Raw genomic sequence first — 17,083 nt, forward strand, 5'->3', positions numbered from 1 at the left:
TCGGGGCTGAACTTCTTGGGCATGTTCCGATTCTCCTTCAGTTGGATCGGAACGAAACCCAGGGCGCTTCAGTCTCGATTCTCAAGCAAAGCCAGTGACGGGCCAGTACTGCGACGGCTCTGCGGCAGTCGAAAGACGCTATCGAACTATACTTTTCCTGCCCGTGAACAAAAAATTCGAACTGCTATCGAGTTGCAGAGTCTCCACTGATGTCACTAGGACCTACGGCGGGACGGAATGTTTTAATGTCTAGCAGTTTTCATCCGGGTTGCTCCAACCCCTCGTGGATTGTCGACACTGAAATATCCCAACACGGAAATGTGGTAAAACGTACGAGTTGACACAATGTTTGCGACCATGGCAAGGACAATGGCCCAGGTAGCGATTCTGGTGGTTCCCCGCGGGTTACTTCTGGAAGAAATGGGACTCGTCCGTGGGTGCCAGCCTCGGATGACTGGCCGGTGATTCCGGACTAGAAGCCGAAAACAGCTCCTGGTCTCAGGCGTCGATGATGTCGTCCCATCCGGCTGCCGACTGGTCTGTCAGGTCCGGTTCTCCCCCCACCCCCAGAGGTTCGGGGAACAAAGAGACGGTCGCCTCGGCCGAAGCAGACGATACCCGTCTACTTCGTAATCCAAACTGACTTGCCCGGCACGCGATGCGCGGTGACGTTCTTGGAGAACCTCTGCACGTACTCGGAGCCCACGGCGTGCTCGTCCTCTGTCGGCCAGCCCCAGGCTGTGTCGCGCCCGGCCGCGACCCATGCCTTGCCGATACCCCAATATTCTTCGATCGAGAACGTGCCGTACTGGGTTGTCGTGACCACCCGAGTCGTACGGCCCGCGTTGTTGAAGACCTGGTACGCCCCGCCGGAGAATCGCACAGCGTCGGTGCTCGGGAGTCCATAGCCCCGATCCTCCTTGCCGAGGCCAACGAATTTCTTGCCTATAGCGCTAGAGGTCTCAACCGCATGCGTACCGGTGCTGGACGAGGAGTAGATCGAGGTGGCCTTGCCATTGCGGAAGAACCTCTGCATGATTCCAGAATTCGTGGCCACCGCTCGCTGTGGACCCTCGGGGTAACCCAGTATGGGGGCGCCACCCATGGCGGCATACTTGGCACCGATGGCACCCGAGGTATTTACGGCATCCAGACGCAACTTGACCACGTCGTTACCCGTTGTCACCCACAGTGCCCCGGTTGAGTCGAAAGACATGTGTTTGTGCGCTTTGGCCAATACACGTCCGTGCTGCCCGGTTGCAATGTCCAGGACCGTTACCGTGCCCCAGGCAAGATGTGCCAATCTGGTGGTACCCGGAATGCGGACGAGTTCCACGTTCTGCCACGCGGGCCGTTCCGACCGTCCCTCATCGAGGACAAAGGTGCGCATGACGCGGCCATCCGAGGCCCGCAGTTCGACAACGGTGTCAAGGGTGCCGACGTAGAGGAAGCTGCCCATCAGTACCGGGCCGTAATTCTCGGATGTCCCGGGCAGTGCCCGGCGCCAGCGAACCGCCCCGGTGCGGGCCTCCGCTGCGAAGACCACGGAGGCGCCCTCGTAATCGTCCGCACCGTACCCGGCCCGTGCAGACGTGCAGCCATAAACGATGTCGCCCGCGGCGGCGAGGCCCACGATCGACAGCTCCGGCACGACATTGTCATACACCGTCACCTTCGAGGTCGCGCGCTCGATGGTCCCTAACGCCCCGCCCCGATAGCCGGGCTCCGGCACGGTTCCGAACACCACGTGTGATGTGGTGACCGCCCATCCGAAGGGTCGCGATTGACGGTGCGACGGTCCCAGCCTTGCAAGAGTGCGGTAGGAAGCGGAGTCGGTGACACCGCGGTTTGTCCGGTGTTCCACGATCACGCTGGAGATGTAAGAACCGACGTAGAGCTTCTCGCCGTCGACGACCATCCCCTCGATCTGTTCGATGCCTGAAGCAGGCGCAGAGTGCGCAAACGCCCCCGTGGCCAGATTCGTGGAACACAGTCCGTCACCGCGGTAGCCGCCCGAAAAGAGCGTGTTTGTGCGCGGATCAATGACCATCGATTGCGTCATGAGCGGGACGGGAACCACTCGGTAGCCCACGCTCCCAGCGGGCGCCCCGGCCGTGGTGATCTTCGTTGCCCTCAGCACGGACGGCGCCTCGGTGAACAAGTACAGGTGTGAGCCGGCTATTCCGAGGTGTACGAGAGATTTCTCCGAGACGGTGGCCACGTTCTCGGCCTTCATGGCCGCGTCGCCCGGGCGCATCCGCCGCAGGACGCCCCAGGCGTTGACATAGACGTAGCCGGCGGCGTCCGTCTTGGATACGGAGCGTCCGGCGAAGGAGGTCGGAGACGGCGCCCAGGTTTGCGCCACGGTGTCGTAGACCGAGAGGATCTCTTTGCCGGCTCTGTCGTTGTGCCAGACGAAGACCTTGCGCCCCCGGGCAGCCGTGCGTGCAACGATGGAATTGGTCCCGATACCGGGGATGCCCACGCGTTTCGGCGTGGAGGGGACATCGACGTCGAAACGAAACAGATTCGGATCCGCAGTCCCGGTACCCGCCCAGATGGTCTTCCCGTCCGGGGATATGGAGAGGCCCCGCGCGTAGTGGTTGCCGGTTCCCAGTCGCGGCGTACGGGTGATTTCCTTGCCGCTGGCCGGGTCGAGGCACACCACGACGCCAGTCGGATAGGTCCCCGCCCACAGCCGCCCCTTGTAGTCGAGCTGGAAGTCGTACAAGTCCGTGATCCCGCCCTGGACGGTCGCGAGCTGGCGGATCGTCCTGCCGGTCACGGACACATGCATCAACGACTTGCCGGAGGAGAAGTAGAGGTTTCCTTTACCGTCGTGAACGAAGTTGCCGGCAGCCTTTGCAGGCGTCGATGCTTTGTAGTGGAGCGTCCCCGTGTCGGCGTTGAAGATCTGGACCGTGTCCAACCCGTCCCCGGCGTTGAAGGTGACCACGAATTTGCTCTGTCCCACCGCGACCACACCGATGCCAGCGGACGAGGTCAGAGTGAAGCTGCGGAAGATGTTCCGATGGCGACCCACCTCGGTTCCGGACATCCCCAGCTTCGCGACCGGCGCCTCCGTCCCCAGCACCACGGCGGCCGTGGCGGAGGCCGGGGTCCCCACGAGCGGCATCACTGCTGCCGCCGATCCGAGAGCCGCAACGGCCGAGAAGAGGCCGCGCCGGGAGACCCCGGCGGGCACGGAAACGTTTTGATGCTGGTGCATGCGACTCTCCCGCTTCACTGTGGTTCCCAGATCCGACGCATCGCCCGATTCGCCTGCGCCCGGTGATTGGGGGGTGGACGCATAGGGATGAGGAACACCACTCCATGACTGTCCTGAATTCTACGGCGACAGTAGGGAGGAATCGAGATGGTCACCGATCGAGCGGCGTCGCGTGCGGCCCCACGCGCTTCCGGCGCCGCTGATCATGATGCCTCAAGGCCATCCACAACCTGCTCTCGTGAACACAACCATAGGCGCGTCCCCTAAACTGAGGGCGAACAGCTCAGTGCGAGCCCGGCGGGCCGTACCCGTCCCCACAAGGTGGTTGTTATGCCCTCGATCATGCCGACCCACATTACGGGGTCGGAGGCCATGTGCGGGGCCAGCCGGGCCCTGGCCCACCCCACCACCTGAAACCCTCCATGAACGAATTGCCCACCACGACCGTGACCCTCGCGGCGCTCGAGAGCACCCGCCTCGGATACCTCACCCCCGACACACCCCACCGCTTCGATGTGATCGGCAAGCAGTCCGTGCTGCCGTTCCTCGTGGTCCCTCGAGCAGGAGCGGACAGGGTGCTCGTGCTCAGCAATGGCGCTGTCGACCACCACATAGCCCAAGGTCACCCGGTGTTCCAACGCTCCAGTTGGTGGCAGGAGATCGACCACCACCAGGTCTACTTCTGCGATCCCGGGACACTGGGCGAGGACCGCCTCTCTCTGGCGTGGGGGCAACTCAGCAGGCAGCACTGGGTCGCTTACGATGCGGCGCGCGCCGCCCAGGCGCTGTCCGCCCTGCTCGGTGTGCGGGAGCCGGCTCGGCGGGTCTACTACGGTTCCTCGGCCGGCGGCTTCATGGCACTGACGCTGCTGGCCGGGGACGCCGGGGCCGCGGCGGTCATCAACAATGCCCAGTTCGACTGGACGCGCTGGATGGCTACGGGACTCAACCCGCTGCGGGAAGCTCGGTTCGACAACATGCTCCCCAACCGGCTGCGGCGGGCGCATCCGGTGCGCACCAACGCGCTGAATCTGCTCGCCAAACGCGGCAAACCCGTCAGCATCGACTACTACGTCAACCTCGCGTCCAAGCACGACCGCGAAGTCGACCACCCCATGTTCATCGACTTCGTCCAATCCCACCCACGGCTGACACGCAACGTCAGGATCTTCTCGTACGAGGATCCGGCGGCGGAGCACAATCCGATGCCCAAGGAGCAGACCCTGGAGATCCTCAATCGCACCCCGCGACTCGACTGACCCCTCACCCCCCACCCCCTAAGGAAGTTCACGTGCCACGGCTCACCCCCTATCCCCGCGGCTTCGTCCTCAGCCGCCATGCTCCCCCCGAGCGCTCAGTGCCCGGCAATTTCCACTCCCTCGAGGTGGCCGGCGGTTGGCACTTCTCCTTCGACCCTCTGCGCACGCCCTCAGTGTGCGTCGACGAGGTGACCGGTCGATTCATCCTGACCCACGGCACCTGTTTCCCCGTGGGCGAGGAGTCGGTCGTCGACGTCTCGGCCTGGCTGCTGCAGAAACTGCTGGAGAGCGAGGACACGTTCCTGGACGGCCTCGACCTGCTGGCCGGGCGCCACGTCGTCGTCGCGGGCGACGCGACGCAGGCCTCGGTGTATCAGGACGCCGCGGGTGCTCGTTCCGTCTACTACTCCCCCGGGGCCGGACTGGTTTCCTCCCACGCCCATCTCATCCACGACCTGGTGCCGCACGAGCCGACGCTCACCACCCTGAGGCCCACCGGGGCGGCCAATACCTGGGATCTGTCACCGTGGGCGGGCATCCGGGCGCTGGTGCCCAATCACCGCCTCGTGCTGGGCACGTGGGAGGTCGAGCGCTTCTTTCCACGGCAGCCGAACCGGTACGCCGGGTGGTCCACCCGGCGGAAGCTGTCTGCGATCGAGGCGATGTGGCAGCGTGAGCTGGACGCGTTCACAACGGCATTCGAGGACGTCGTCGTGTCGGTCACCGGTGGTTCCGACAGCCGGGTGGTGCTGGCCATGGCCCGCCGGCACCTGCAGGTGGTATACGGCTTTACCTACACCCCCGGGAAAAACGTCAGGAGCCGCCGGAGCAAACGGCTGGCCCAGGACGAAAGAATTGTGGGCGAGCTGCGGGACCTGCTGCCCCTGGACCACCGGTTCTTCTCCCGGGATGACACCGGCGTCACGTCCAGCCCCGAACTGTCCCACCTTATGAGCCGTAACTCAATCCTCGAGCACGGGCGCTGGCTCATCCCCCACTACAACCGGGCGTTCCCCGGCGACGACGTGATGCACATGCGCGGCAACGCCTTCGAGATCGGCCGTGCCTTCCGTGATCCCCGGCCGCACAACGACACGATCGAGGATATCCGCGTGCATTACGCGCAGCGGGCCGGCGTCATCGCCACGGATTCGGGCACGCCTGCGCTGAATGTCGAGCAGCACGCCTACTTCGACGGGGCCGTGCAACGCCTGGGCTACCACGATGACCTCTACGGGTACCACCGACTGGACCTCTTCCATTGGGAGTTCCGAGTGGGACGGTGGTTGTCCGAGGTGCTCAACGAGACCGACATCAGCTTCGACACGTTCCTGCCGGTCAGCGTACGCGCGATCTTCGAGCTGCTGCTCTCCTTCGACGTCGCGGATAGGCGGGATGGCTTCGCCTACACTGAGTTGATCGACCGCAATTTCCCGTTATTGAACTTCTTCGGGAAGAACGACGACCGGAATCTCTATCAGCAGGTACGGGACGAAAGGCGGTCCGATATACGGCGGAAGGAACGTGTCAACGCCTGGCTCGAGCGAGGCCTGCGCCTGTCCGGCTTGCCCGGGACACCGGGCGAGGAACCGGTGTCCCAGCCGGCGCCGGGACCGAACCACCTTTTCCTGCCCACCGACCGGTTCATTGAGGGCTACAGCGCCACCCGGGTCATCGGTCACGCCCCGGTGGACGGCTCCCTGCAGTTCCGATTCCGCTCCACTTATGCGTTCAAGCGTTCGCTGGGCCGATTCGAGTACCGACTGATGGTCTCGGGACAGACTCTGCTCCGCACCGACGGCGCGGCCTGGCCGTACGATACTTGGGTGACCGTGCACAATCTGCGGGCCGAGGACACGATCGAGGTGCAAGTTGTGGCGCTCCGGACGATGTCCAAGGAGTCGTGGAGCCGGGCGACCCACGCAGGGATCCTCGATCTTTCCTACACACCGATGGCCCCTAAAGGAGCGCCGCGGGCGGTCTCGAGCAATCCCTACGCCGAGACGAGCCCCTGGACGAACCATGTAGCCGCTACGCGCGACGAAACCGCGTCGGACTCGGCCGCCATGTCCGTAACGGGTACCATGAACTGAGGACCGCCCCCCAAACAGCCTACAGTTTCCCCGACAAGGTGGTTGTTGTGCCCTCAATCATGCCGATCTACAGAACGCAGCCTGAGACCATCAAGAGAGCTCCGATCGTGCAGGCGGCGTGGGGGATCCGCGGACTCCGTCCTGAACCGCTGGCTAATCCAAACGAACTCCTGAGCAGAACACGAAATCTCGACGTGAGAGAACAGACCATCGATGCATTTCAGGGAGCGCGCAGCCCGGTTCGGCAAAGTGCATTGACTAAGTGCCATCCGCAAGTAGCCCGTACCTTCCGCACCCCCGGGCCGCCGGAATAGATAGGTACCCCTCGACCGAGCGAGGCGGACGGTCGCGGTCACTGTCTCGCATCTGCAGTTGGGCTTTTGGGTCACCGCATGTTAGCAGCATCCGGCTCGCTCCCCCCCCCCCGGGGAATCATGGCGGTTTTTAGGACGCATGATCACTCACGATGAATACCCCTATTTAGCAGGCAAAGGAGAAGACAATGACAATCGCAGTAATGGGCTGCCTGCCGACCATGCCCGAGGCATTTCCCCTGGAATACCCCGAGAATGCTGGAAACATGATCCATGGACGCGCACCCTTCGCAATGTTCGATGACTGTGTCTTCTATCAGGACACCCGTTTCCGGCTCAGCGGATACACGAAGTTTGCCGAATTCGCCAATGCCTGTTGTAGCCACCTTGTGGTCACCATCGCGAATCTGTTATTGATCGGGGACACGGACGGGTCCAAGTATGCGAGCTTCCAGCACTTCCTGGAGTCCATCGATATCCCCATCGTCGTATTCGGTCTCGGAGCGCAGTCGAAAACCCACGACCTCCAGAACGCGTCCATGCCATCCGAGGCCGTCGCCTTGATGCAGTATCTCGGCAAGCGTTGCGAGGTCGTGGGTGTCCGGGGCCCTTTCACCAAGGAGGTCTTCAGGCATTTCGCCGAGGTCACCAATGTCTACGTCACCGGCTGCCCATCGTTCTTCCAACGCCCCGAGAAGTTCGCCGACCTCCGCGAGGCAGTGCGATCCGGGAAACTTGGTCGCCCTTCCTACTCCGGGACTGTCCTGCACCGGGAGGATGAGACTGAAATGCTGATCGACGCGATCGAGCAGGACACCTTCCTCGTGGAACCGGTCAACAAGTTCAATCACGCCTTCCACCTCGCCTGTGCCAGAGGGGACACGGACCCCGAGATTCCGTGGTATCTGCGCAAGCACGTCGGACCTGATAAGCGCCTCTCCCGCCGGACAGTGTCGGAGTACTACCGCGCCAACTATCGGCTTTTCCGCCACACCCAAGAGTGGTACGCCTTCAACACCGAGTGCGTGTCCTATACCTACGGAACTCGTTTCCACGTGAATATGGCATCCATCCTCTCCGGCGTCCCCGCCGTGTGGGTCACCCACGACTCTCGGACCGATGAACTCACCGACTTCCTCCACCTGCCAAGTGTTCCTTTGGAGACTGCCACTCAAATGACCACCGCCGACTACCCCTCGCTCTTCTCCCAGTACGAGGAGCTATTCGATAACCTGAGTGATTTGTATGCCAATTTCAACGAATACCTGAGCATCTTTGAACTTCCCACTCTTACTCTGAAGTTTTGACGGATTCCATGTCAAAGGTGGCTGTAGAGTTCTGTGAGCGTTTTTCGCTGGCCGAGGAGTGTGTCCTCACGCTGGGGTATCCTGTTACCTCCGTCGAGCTGTATACGGTTGTAAGCGCTCCCGTAGCGGCCAGCGAGTATGCCGTCACCGTCGAGTGTTTCGACGAGGACGGCGACCCGGTGGATCTCGGTTCCTCGCTCCGGCGATCAGAGAAGCTGGGACTGCCGATCATCATCCACCCGCAGGCGGAATCGAGTAGCCTCGCCTTCCTGGGAAACTTGGTCTCTGAGCAGGCATTCGAACGGGTTCGGCTCCAGTCAGCGCGATGGCGGGACGGTGGCGAGGCCCTCCACACGCGGGTTCTGTCGGTACTTGTCTTATCGACCCGCGCTGTGCCCGGTGCCGAATCCGCTCCCGTCGATGCCCACTTTGCGGCAATTAGGAAGAAATGACTCGGTTGCACGAAGCACAGGTATCCGTCGTCATCGGCTTTAGGGACTGGGGGACGCGTCGGCTCGGACTCGTCATTGCCCAGCTCTTTGAGGCCTTTGGTGAGCTGAGAGGGGAGGTGGTCGTCTCCGACTACGGATCAGCGGATCCAGCGAGCAATCGGCAGGTCTGCGAGACCGCCGGGGCTCGATGGGTCTATACCGACATAGACGGCCCGTGGTCCCGGTCGCGGGCACTCAATACGGGCTTCGCCCACTGCAGCGGTGATGTCGTGATCTGCACCGACGCCGACATGCTGTTCGCCCCGAGCTCCATCGAAAAGCTGTATGAGCTGATCGCAGCGAATCCCAGCGTCACGGCACTGCTCGAGTGCCGCGACCTCCCGCCCAGCATTACGGAGGAGATGCTTGAGTCCTCCGGCCCGGACTGGCGCCTGTTCGAAGGTCTCTCGCGACTGCGGGGACGATGGGGCATGGGCGGGATGATCGCTGTCTCCCGGACGACGCTCGAGAAGGTGCGCGGCCTCGACGAGAGGATGCACACCTACGGCTGCGAGGACATCGACTTCGGGGAGCGGACGCAACGCGCCGGCAATCGTCTTATGTGGGTGGAGGATCCGGCAATCCGGATGTACCACCTCTGGCACCCCTCGCCCGATCGTTCTAACCAGCTGAGTAAAGCCTTTCAGGAAGCCATTTCGTACAACCGAAACATTCTGTACAACGACGCGTCGGTCGTGCGCAATCTCACTAACTGGAAAGGGCAGAGCTACGCAAAACGGCCTTCCGTCACCGTCGCCGTCGCCACTCGTGACCGCTCGTCCCTTCTTAGGGAGACCGTGTACTCCGTACTTGCCCAGTCGATGCAGGACTTTGAGATCGTCGTGGTGGACGACGGCGGAACAGACGACACGCGGGAAATCCTGGAGGCTTTCGAAGACCCGCGGATTAGGTACTTTCGACAAGAATGCCAAGGCATCTCCGCCGCCAGGAACCGCATCACGAAAGAAGCACGGGGACACTTCATCGCCGTCATAGACGACGACGACTTGATGCCTCCGCTCAGACTGGAGCAGCAGATCGGAGCGATCACGGAGGGGGTCGGTTTGGTCTACGGCTCCTTCGTGAACTTCGACGATGCGTCAGGAGACATGAAGTTGTTCAGCGAACAGGACATTACGTTCGGCACGGCCCTACAAAAGGGCGGAGCGCCGGGCCATTCAACCTGGTTGGTAGACAAGCGCGTGTTCGACGAGTTCGCGTACGACGAGTCCATCAGCAGCGGCGAGGACAACGAGCTGTTTCTGCGGCTGATGCGGGCTGGTGTCGTCATGGCGCACTGCGGACACATCGTCGCTATGCGCCGTCTCCACCTCCGCCAAGTGACGAAGACCGACAACGCTTACCACGAAGCTCAGGCAAGGATGAACTTTGTGTATCTCGCGTTCGGAATTCCGTCGGAAACACGGCACACCTTGCGCGCAGATGCCGGGAAGAAACCCTGGATCGATGTGCTGCAGGGGGCCAAACTCCACGATGTATGCGGGGCGTGGCTTCCCGACCATCTCGTGTGCCGTCGGGGACTTGTCTGGGCATCTCGCGAGGACATATGTCAGGTGCTCGACGAAGGTCGTATAGTCCCCAGCGCCGTGACGTACAGGAGCGCAAACAACCAGCCTTGGGTGTCCCTCAGCCTGGTCGAGTCCCTGAGCTATGCGGACATGGCTCGCTTGCGCATCGCCGGCCATGCGTTCGATGTACTCGAACACTGGCCGGCCGATGGCGTCGATCCGGCGGCGGCAAGTCGTGATCTCCTCGCCTATGTCGGCGGCCCGCCCCTTCACGGCTCCGAGCCTGTCCTGGCAGCCACAGGGCCTCTGGGCCCAATACTCGAGACGGTCCCTGATCTGGTCGATTGCTTCCAGCTACGGGACGCTCGCTCCGACGACGATATTGTCACCGTGGTGGCCGAGGGGTCTGCACTGGAGACCTACGTTCGGAACGCGCTAGACATCATCACCACCGCCGCCGGCGAGGTGTCGGTTTTCAACATGCCGAGCCGTGATGAGGCACTGAAACTCATCAGGACAGCTGTCAAGGAGTCCTTGTGAGAGTAGAGCGCGTACACGACGAGTCCGGTCGAATGGGTTTGCGTTTCACCCCGTCCGGTTATGACGGTCGTTGGTTCATTCCCCAGCTGACTACCGATCTGAGTCAGTCCGTCGTCTCCCCCGATCGTGCTCTCGTTGCAGCGGTGCTCCTCCACGGGGGGATCGGGGCAACTGCCTTCCACCTGGACCACCCGGTGTCCGCCACAACCGTCACCGCGGTCGCCCGGTTTCTGGCGCCGGATTTCGCCGACGTCTCGCCGATCTCCTACCAGCAGCAACCGTTCCCTCCCGGACCTACCAAGATGCATCTCTATGACGGGCTTCCTCGTAGTTGGGATGCCTCATCGACGGGTGACAGGGGCGAGTGGGACGTCCATCTGGTTACCGCCGAGGCCTCAGCGGGATCATTCATGACGAGCAACCGCATTCTGCTCGCCACCAATGCACCTCATTGTTCGTCCGGAAAGGATCCAGCCCGGGCCTTGCTCGCAGCGGCGGTCGTGATTGCCGAGGAGCTGGGAGTCGGCGTCATTGAGCCCCACTTCCCCTGCGAAGTGGAGCGCTATCGGGAGCTGCTTGTATCCACCGGACTTGCGCTGGTGACACCGGGGCTCCGGGCGTCCGAGTCCGCAGGCTGAGGGTGGCCGAGCGTACATGAGCACACCGGTCCGATAGTGGGACTGCCGCTGCCTCCAATCCCGGGTTAGTGACCCGAAGACTTTTCATATGAAAAAGAGGAAAACGATGTCGATGAGGATCACGGTTCTAGGGACGGGGTATTCGGGGGCCACGCACGCGGGGGCGATGGCGGAGCTCGACTTCGAGGTGCTGGGGGTGGACGTGGACTCGGCCAAGGCGACAGCGCTGTCCGCTGGAAAGCTGCCGGTCCATGAGCCGGGTCTTCCCGAGCGGATGCACGCTCATATGGGGAGCGGACGGTTGCGGTGGGCTACCCCTTACGCCGGGACCGAGGTCATGGGGAACGTGTACTTTGTTGGGAGCGTACAACCCGTAACGAATCGCCATGCTCACACCGGGGATGCGCTACGTGGACGCCGTCGCGGCCTCGATTATGACGGCAGCTACAAAGAACCACGTGATCGCGGGCAACTCCAACATCCCGGTCGGCTCCGCCCGCTGGCCAGCCGACCCCCCCCCCCCCCCCGCAAGTGGCCGCGCCAGCCATCCTCGGCAGCCTCAACGTGCTGCGCCTCCTCCGGCCTTTTACCGATGCCGGCTGACACTACCGCGCCCTGGACCACTCGGACGTCTGGTGCCTGATCCCGGTCTGACACCTCCTAGGCATCCCCGTCTCCCCCTCCCCATCCGCACCCCCAGGAGATCTTTCGTGGCCCCCCATTTGCCTACCGACGATATAAAACCTGACTTGTCGGTCATCATCCCTTTCCGCAACCGTGAGCTTCGCCGATTGGAAGTTGCCATCCGGACTGCCGCTGAATCGGCCGGATCGCTCGCAACTGAGATCATCGTCTCCGATTTTGGCTCTACAGATATCGAGTCGATCCGATCTCTTTGCGAACGAACAGGCGCAAGGCTGGTGCATACCTCCTCTCCCCGTTGGAGTCGCTCCAGCTGCCTCAACCGTGGCATAGAGGCCGCTCGCGGTCAGCTCATCCAGTGCGACGACGCCGACATGATCTGGTACCCGGGGGCATTGGAGCGACACGCCACGGCCATGCTGGCCGACCCCAGTTACATTCTCAACTATCAGGTCTGGGACCTGCCCGAGCACTGGACGTCCCTCGTGCTGGAGGAGAACTGCTTCGACTGGGACCGAATGCTCGCCGACGCGGAGATCCACTCCCGATGGGGGCACGGACTTCTGCTGATGCCCCGTAATGCGTACCGCCGGGTCGGCGGCTACGACGAGCGAATGCACACCTACGGCGTGGAGGACCTAGATCTCACCAAGCGGCTCCGCGCCGCCGGATACCCCCAGGTGTGGGCAGGCACGAGCGAGGACTATCTCTTCCACATCTTCCACCCCAAGACTTCCGTCCAAGCAAAGACGGATCCCGAGGTGAAGAAAATCGTAGACCGCAACCGTTCCTACTACCGTAACGATCCCTCAGTGGTGCGAAACATCCTTACCGGGGGCGCCGGTGCTTCCGCCCCACTTGTGTCGGTGGTCATCAGCACCCACAACCGCGCCCAATACCTTCGGGAATCGATCTTCTCGGCGCTGTACCAGACGGTCCAGGATCTTGAGGTCGTCGTGGTGGACGATGGTTCCACGGACCACACTCGGGAGATTGTCGAGTCGATCGGGGACGCCCGTGTCCGGTACTTCTACCAGGAACAGGCTGGCATCTCGGCCGCCCGCAACAGGGGCGCCCGGGAGTCTCGAGGGCATTACACGGCCGTATTGGACGACGACGATCTCATGTTGCCTGATCGGTTGGAGATCCAGCTGGCCGCCATCGGATCGGGCGTGCACGGGTGCGTCGGAAACTTCGTTAATTTCGACGACGCGACGGGAGAGCTGGCCACGTGGTCCGATGCCGAGCCCTCCCTCACGGGGGCTTACCCAAAGGGCGGTTTCGCGGGCCATCCGACCTGGGTGATCGAAACGAAGATTTTACGGCGCCTCGGATACGACGAGTCGTTCACCAGTTCGGTGGACAACAACATCGCACTACGAGCGCTGCGCGCCGGCGTCCAGTTCACCCACTGCGATCGCATCGTCACCCTCCGACGTCGTCACGCGGGTCAGGTGACGGAGACCGACGGGTCCTTCCAGAAGTTAGGATCGCTTTTAACTCGATCCTGGTTCCGCACCGGTGTTAGTCCGACGAGAAAGGAGGAGATTGTCAAGCGAGCCCACGCTTCCAAATCTAACACTGTAAAGACCGACTTGGAGAACCCACAGCTCCTCGCCTACCTCCCGGACCATCTGGTCGATCGAACGGTCACAGTCTCAACCATCTCCTCCCGGAACGCCCTGGCGCTGCTCTCGGACAGCCGGGTGTCGTCCGCCGTCGCCGTCTACGGAGATCACGACGAACTCTTGTCCGCTTCGGGCACCTTCCGTCGCGCCACCTGGACGTATTTGACGCAATTTCGACGGGACGGATTTGAGATCAAACTCGAGACGGCCGCTCGTCGATCTTCGTCCGCGGTAGAGACGGACTTCGTCCGCTCAGGAGATGTGGACAGCACGGAGATCACGGCGGACATCACAGCCGCCGTGCAGCGGATCCGCGAGGCCATATGCGCTGAGCTTCCGCTCGACGCCCTGTTGGTCGAGCTACCGGCGGACGCGGATACCGACACCACCATGAGCTTCCGGCGTACCTTGGCCACGCCTTCCGGGCGCACAGCGCTCGCGTATACACCGTTCACCGATCCCCTGGCCGCGCTCTCCTACCTCGGCTCGACGACCCGAGTCGGAGTCCTGCTCAACCGCACCGGCCCTCTCGATACCGCCACACTGCTCACCCTCGTGAACCAGTTGAGCCCCGCAACGAAAGGCAATCAGTGAAAGTTGTTCACGACGTTGACCTGTTCGACCGTCATATCTTGACCGCTGTTCCGGGTGAATACGATGCAACGCCGGCGGCACCACTGCTTAGTCTGGACAGTTGGCCGGATGAGTTGACATCGTCTCGTTACGCGCTCGCCATGGGCGTGTGCTACCTCGCCGACACCAGCGGGGTTCTGGAAGTCGCAGGAAAATTCACCCCCGCTACTGCCGAACGTCTGCAGGACATCTACCCCCATCGGCCCATCAGCCCAGCACCTGTTCACTTCGCACCCGCCGATGTACCGCATTCCCAGCTGCGGTCCCGGGTCACCACCCGCATGAAAATGGATTCGCCCGTCGCGTGCGACAACACCCTGCACATCCTGCGCGCCGACCACTTCATCGGAAGGATGGCCTCCACACGTCACCTCTGGATTTCCAGCAACGCTGTGTGGTCCAGCACCGATGAGCGTACCTGTGATGACTTCCACCGTCTATTGAGTGTGATGTTGTTGTTTAGCCACGATCTCAACACCCGGGTCTTCGTCCTTGACGAAGATGTCGTCCCGATGAATCTCGATCTCGCACCCTACAACCGGATACTCCGCACCGTCGGACTTTCCGTCGAGAGGAGCACCGCATGACCACCATGATCAATCGCACAATTTATGGGTACACCCTCCGAGCCGAGGAGAAGCACAACGCCGTCGTCGTGCAAGCGAGCTTCGACGACCCGGCCCAGCAACTGGCTCTTGAGGTTGGGGGTTTCCCCAAGGATCTCACCCGCACAGAGTACGTGGTCACGGTCACGTCTCCGGGGGTGCCGGAGTCAAGCATGAACTGGAGCTACTCAACAGGGCTGAGAACTTGCTTCCGATACCTTCCCCCCGCCAATCAGTCGGGACTCTCGATAGTCCCGACCCTGTTGCTGACGGAGCCGGCCCAGAAGTTCGAGTTCCGGATCATCGGATATGCTGCTCCACGGGCACCCGTGGTGCATTTCCTGCGCACCCTTGCTGTGACCTCGCCCGCCGTGCCTCGTTTGGAAGCACGCATGCTTTTCTGGGCTTAGAACGCCGGGGCCAACAACTTCGCGGAGCACACGGATGGGTCACTACATTCCGAATAGATCGTCCAACTCGCCAGCGAGCTCGTCACATGGATGCAGCCCAAGGCATTAGGCTGCCACGATGCGAAGATATGGGAGCTTAAACCGCTTAGCGCCCGGTCGTTCGAGGTCCCCTCGCCCCTCGTGCGCCGATGCCGGCACAAGGTCCTCCATCTCGCCCAGCACACTCCGGAAGCTCGAACCGTTCTGACCGATTTCAACCGGCTCGGTACCACCATCGTGCAGACCTGACCCAGGCAACTACACCGTCCCTAGGTGTACTGACCGGAGACCTTGGTCAATCGTGAGAAGGGCGGCTGGTTGCCGCAGGCCGTGTGGGGACGGTGCTGGTTGTATTAGTGCAGCCACCCGTCGAGTTCGCCCCGGCGCTCAGCCTCCGAGGTGCAACACCGGGCGTAGGCCCAGCCGTCGGCCAGAGTGCGGTGGAAGCGCTCAATCTTGTCGTGGTCTGCGGCCGATACGGCCTGGTGCGTTTATGCTTGATCCTCAGCTCGGTGCAGGTGTCGCGCCACAGGTGTGAGCAGTAGGCGCCACCGTTGTCGTACAGGACTCGCTCGACCGTCACACCGCGGTCTCTGAACCCCGCGACCGCGCGCACCAGGACCCCGTCGCGGTGAGGGCGGTTTCATCGTGGTGGATGTCGGCGTAGACGACGCGGGAGTAGTCGTCGATGACGGTGCGGACGTAGGCCTTGCCCATCAACGGATCGCTGTACTTGTTCCGGGGCTTGTCGGACGTGGCGGCTCGGTTCTTCTCAGATTGCCGGCGTCCTACGTAGCGCCAGCCCCCGCCATCGGAAGTGTTCCCGAGCTTTTTCGCGTCGACATGCAGCATGGCCCCGGGATGGTCATGCTCGTAACGGCGGACTGGCTCTTGGGACTGCCGTACGGATAGGTGACATCTGATCTGGCTTGCCCACCGGGCGGCCTGGAAGGTTGTGCACCATGCCCGCTCCCTGTCCCCAGGCGTTCCGCGACGATGTCGTGCGGGTGGCCCGGACTCGTGAGGACGGCGTCACCATCGCGCAGATCGCGAAGGACTTCGGCGTTCACGAGATGACGCTCCACAAGCGGATCCGCCAAGCTGACATCGACGACGGCAGCCGCCCCGGCCGCAGCCGTGAGGAGTCGACGGAAATGCGCGATGCGAAGAAGCGGATCCGCCTGCTCGAACAGGAGAACGAGGTCCTCCGCCGCGCAGCCGCCTATCTCTCCCGGGCGAACCTGCCGGGAAAAGGCTCTACCCGCTTGTGCGTGAGCTCCCCGACGATGGAATCCCCGTCGCGGTGTCCCTGCGGGTCCTCAAAGCTCTCGCGCCAGCCCTACTATCGCTGGCGGACACAGCAGGTCACCGCGTCCGATCTGGTCGAAGTTTTTCGGGTCAATGCCCTTTCCGATGCCCACCGTGACGATCCCGAGTTCGGGTATCGCTTCCTTGCAGGAGAGGCAGAGGCCGCTGGGGAGTCGATGTGGGAGCGGACTGCGTGGCGGATTTGCCGGGAGAACCAGTGGTGGTCGGTGTTCGGGAAGAAGCGCGGTAAGAACGGTAAGTGCCCCGGACCGCCGGTCCACGACGACCTGGTCCGGCGCGACTTCACCGCCGATGACGTCAACGAGCTCTGGCTCACCGACATCACTGAGCACTGGACCGCTTGAGTTCCAGCCATCGTCGCAACACTGGTTCAACTCGCATTCAGTAAAGCATGGAG

12 protein-coding genes and 1 pseudogene are annotated in these 17,083 nt (G+C 62.5%); 11 read left to right on the plus strand and 2 right to left on the minus strand.

Features of this window, described 5'->3' with window-relative positions; genetic code table 11:
- Positions 1-622: 622 nt before the first annotated feature.
- Positions 623-3,229 (minus strand): hypothetical protein, encoded by a 2,607-nt coding sequence (locus RF646_RS12770; protein WP_368836173.1) that lies wholly within the window; start codon positions 3,227-3,229, stop codon positions 623-625.
- A gap of 422 nt (positions 3,230-3,651) precedes the next feature.
- Between RF646_RS12770 and RF646_RS12775 the strand changes: the two genes are divergently transcribed.
- The 10 genes from RF646_RS12775 to RF646_RS12820 all read left to right on the plus strand — a co-directional run bounded on the left by RF646_RS12775 (position 3,652) and on the right by RF646_RS12820 (position 15,318).
- On the plus strand, positions 3,652-4,488 hold the full coding sequence (locus RF646_RS12775; RefSeq protein ID WP_368836174.1) for a prolyl oligopeptidase family serine peptidase: 837 nt from the start codon (positions 3,652-3,654) through the stop codon (positions 4,486-4,488).
- Between the two features lie 32 nt (positions 4,489-4,520).
- Positions 4,521-6,581 (plus strand): hypothetical protein, encoded by a 2,061-nt coding sequence (locus RF646_RS12780; RefSeq protein WP_368836175.1) that lies wholly within the window; start codon positions 4,521-4,523, stop codon positions 6,579-6,581.
- A gap of 502 nt (positions 6,582-7,083) precedes the next feature.
- Positions 7,084-8,202 carry a polysaccharide pyruvyl transferase family protein gene (locus RF646_RS12785; RefSeq protein ID WP_368836176.1) on the plus strand — a complete coding sequence of 373 codons (1,119 nt, stop codon included), beginning with the start codon at positions 7,084-7,086 and terminating at the stop codon, positions 8,200-8,202.
- Positions 8,203-8,210: 8 nt separating this feature from the next.
- Positions 8,211-8,654: a hypothetical protein gene (locus RF646_RS12790; protein WP_368836177.1), complete on the plus strand. Its 444-nt coding sequence runs from the start codon at positions 8,211-8,213 to the stop codon at positions 8,652-8,654.
- On the plus strand, positions 8,651-10,762 hold the full coding sequence (locus RF646_RS12795; protein WP_368836178.1) for a glycosyltransferase: 2,112 nt from the start codon (positions 8,651-8,653) through the stop codon (positions 10,760-10,762). Before RF646_RS12790 ends, RF646_RS12795 begins: the two co-directional genes overlap by 4 nt.
- 32 nt (positions 10,763-10,794) lie before the next feature.
- Positions 10,795-11,400 (plus strand): hypothetical protein, encoded by a 606-nt coding sequence (locus tag RF646_RS12800; protein ID WP_368836179.1) that lies wholly within the window; start codon positions 10,795-10,797, stop codon positions 11,398-11,400.
- A 112-nt stretch (positions 11,401-11,512) separates the two neighbouring features.
- Positions 11,513-12,043 (plus strand): hypothetical protein, encoded by a 531-nt coding sequence (locus tag RF646_RS12805; protein ID WP_368836184.1) that lies wholly within the window; start codon positions 11,513-11,515, stop codon positions 12,041-12,043.
- Positions 12,044-12,149: 106 nt separating this feature from the next.
- Entirely contained in the window at positions 12,150-14,264 is a 2,115-nt protein-coding gene (locus tag RF646_RS12810; protein WP_368836180.1) for a glycosyltransferase, read from the plus strand.
- On the plus strand, positions 14,261-14,890 hold the full coding sequence (locus RF646_RS12815) for a hypothetical protein (protein ID WP_368836181.1): 630 nt from the start codon (positions 14,261-14,263) through the stop codon (positions 14,888-14,890). The genes RF646_RS12810 and RF646_RS12815 overlap by 4 nt, the downstream gene beginning before the upstream one ends.
- Positions 14,887-15,318, plus strand: coding sequence for a hypothetical protein (locus RF646_RS12820; protein ID WP_368836182.1), 432 nt, complete (start codon positions 14,887-14,889; stop codon positions 15,316-15,318). Before RF646_RS12815 ends, RF646_RS12820 begins: the two co-directional genes overlap by 4 nt.
- A gap of 308 nt (positions 15,319-15,626) precedes the next feature.
- Here RF646_RS12820 and RF646_RS12825 read toward each other — a convergent pair.
- A pseudogene (locus RF646_RS12825) lies at positions 15,627-16,260 on the minus strand (integrase core domain-containing protein); the annotation flags it as partial.
- Between the two features lie 59 nt (positions 16,261-16,319).
- Between RF646_RS12825 and RF646_RS12830 the strand changes: the two are divergent.
- Complete coding sequence (locus RF646_RS12830) at positions 16,320-17,030, plus strand: hypothetical protein (RefSeq protein WP_368836183.1); 711 nt, start codon at positions 16,320-16,322, stop codon at positions 17,028-17,030.
- Positions 17,031-17,083 lie beyond the last annotated feature (53 nt).

Origin of the sequence: Kocuria sp. CPCC 205261 (assembly GCF_040981025.1) — a bacterium.
GTDB lineage: Bacteria > Actinomycetota > Actinomycetes > Actinomycetales > Micrococcaceae > Kocuria > Kocuria marina.

Bases quoted from the DNA above. Each gene is read 5' to 3' on its own strand.
- RF646_RS12830 (WP_368836183.1), top strand. From the start codon at position 16,320: ATGCCCGCTCCCTGTCCCCAGGCGTTCCGCGACGATGTCGTGCGGGTG.
- RF646_RS12775 (WP_368836174.1), top strand. From the start codon at position 3,652: ATGAACGAATTGCCCACCACGACCGTGACCCTCGCGGCGCTCGAGAGC.
- RF646_RS12770 (WP_368836173.1), bottom strand. From the start codon at position 3,229: ATGCACCAGCATCAAAACGTTTCCGTGCCCGCCGGGGTCTCCCGGCGC.
- RF646_RS12785 (WP_368836176.1), top strand. From the start codon at position 7,084: ATGACAATCGCAGTAATGGGCTGCCTGCCGACCATGCCCGAGGCATTT.
- RF646_RS12820 (WP_368836182.1), top strand. From the start codon at position 14,887: ATGACCACCATGATCAATCGCACAATTTATGGGTACACCCTCCGAGCC.
- RF646_RS12790 (WP_368836177.1), top strand. From the start codon at position 8,211: ATGTCAAAGGTGGCTGTAGAGTTCTGTGAGCGTTTTTCGCTGGCCGAG.
- RF646_RS12795 (WP_368836178.1), top strand. From the start codon at position 8,651: ATGACTCGGTTGCACGAAGCACAGGTATCCGTCGTCATCGGCTTTAGG.
- RF646_RS12805 (WP_368836184.1), top strand. From the start codon at position 11,513: ATGAGGATCACGGTTCTAGGGACGGGGTATTCGGGGGCCACGCACGCG.
- RF646_RS12800 (WP_368836179.1), top strand. From the start codon at position 10,795: ATGGGTTTGCGTTTCACCCCGTCCGGTTATGACGGTCGTTGGTTCATT.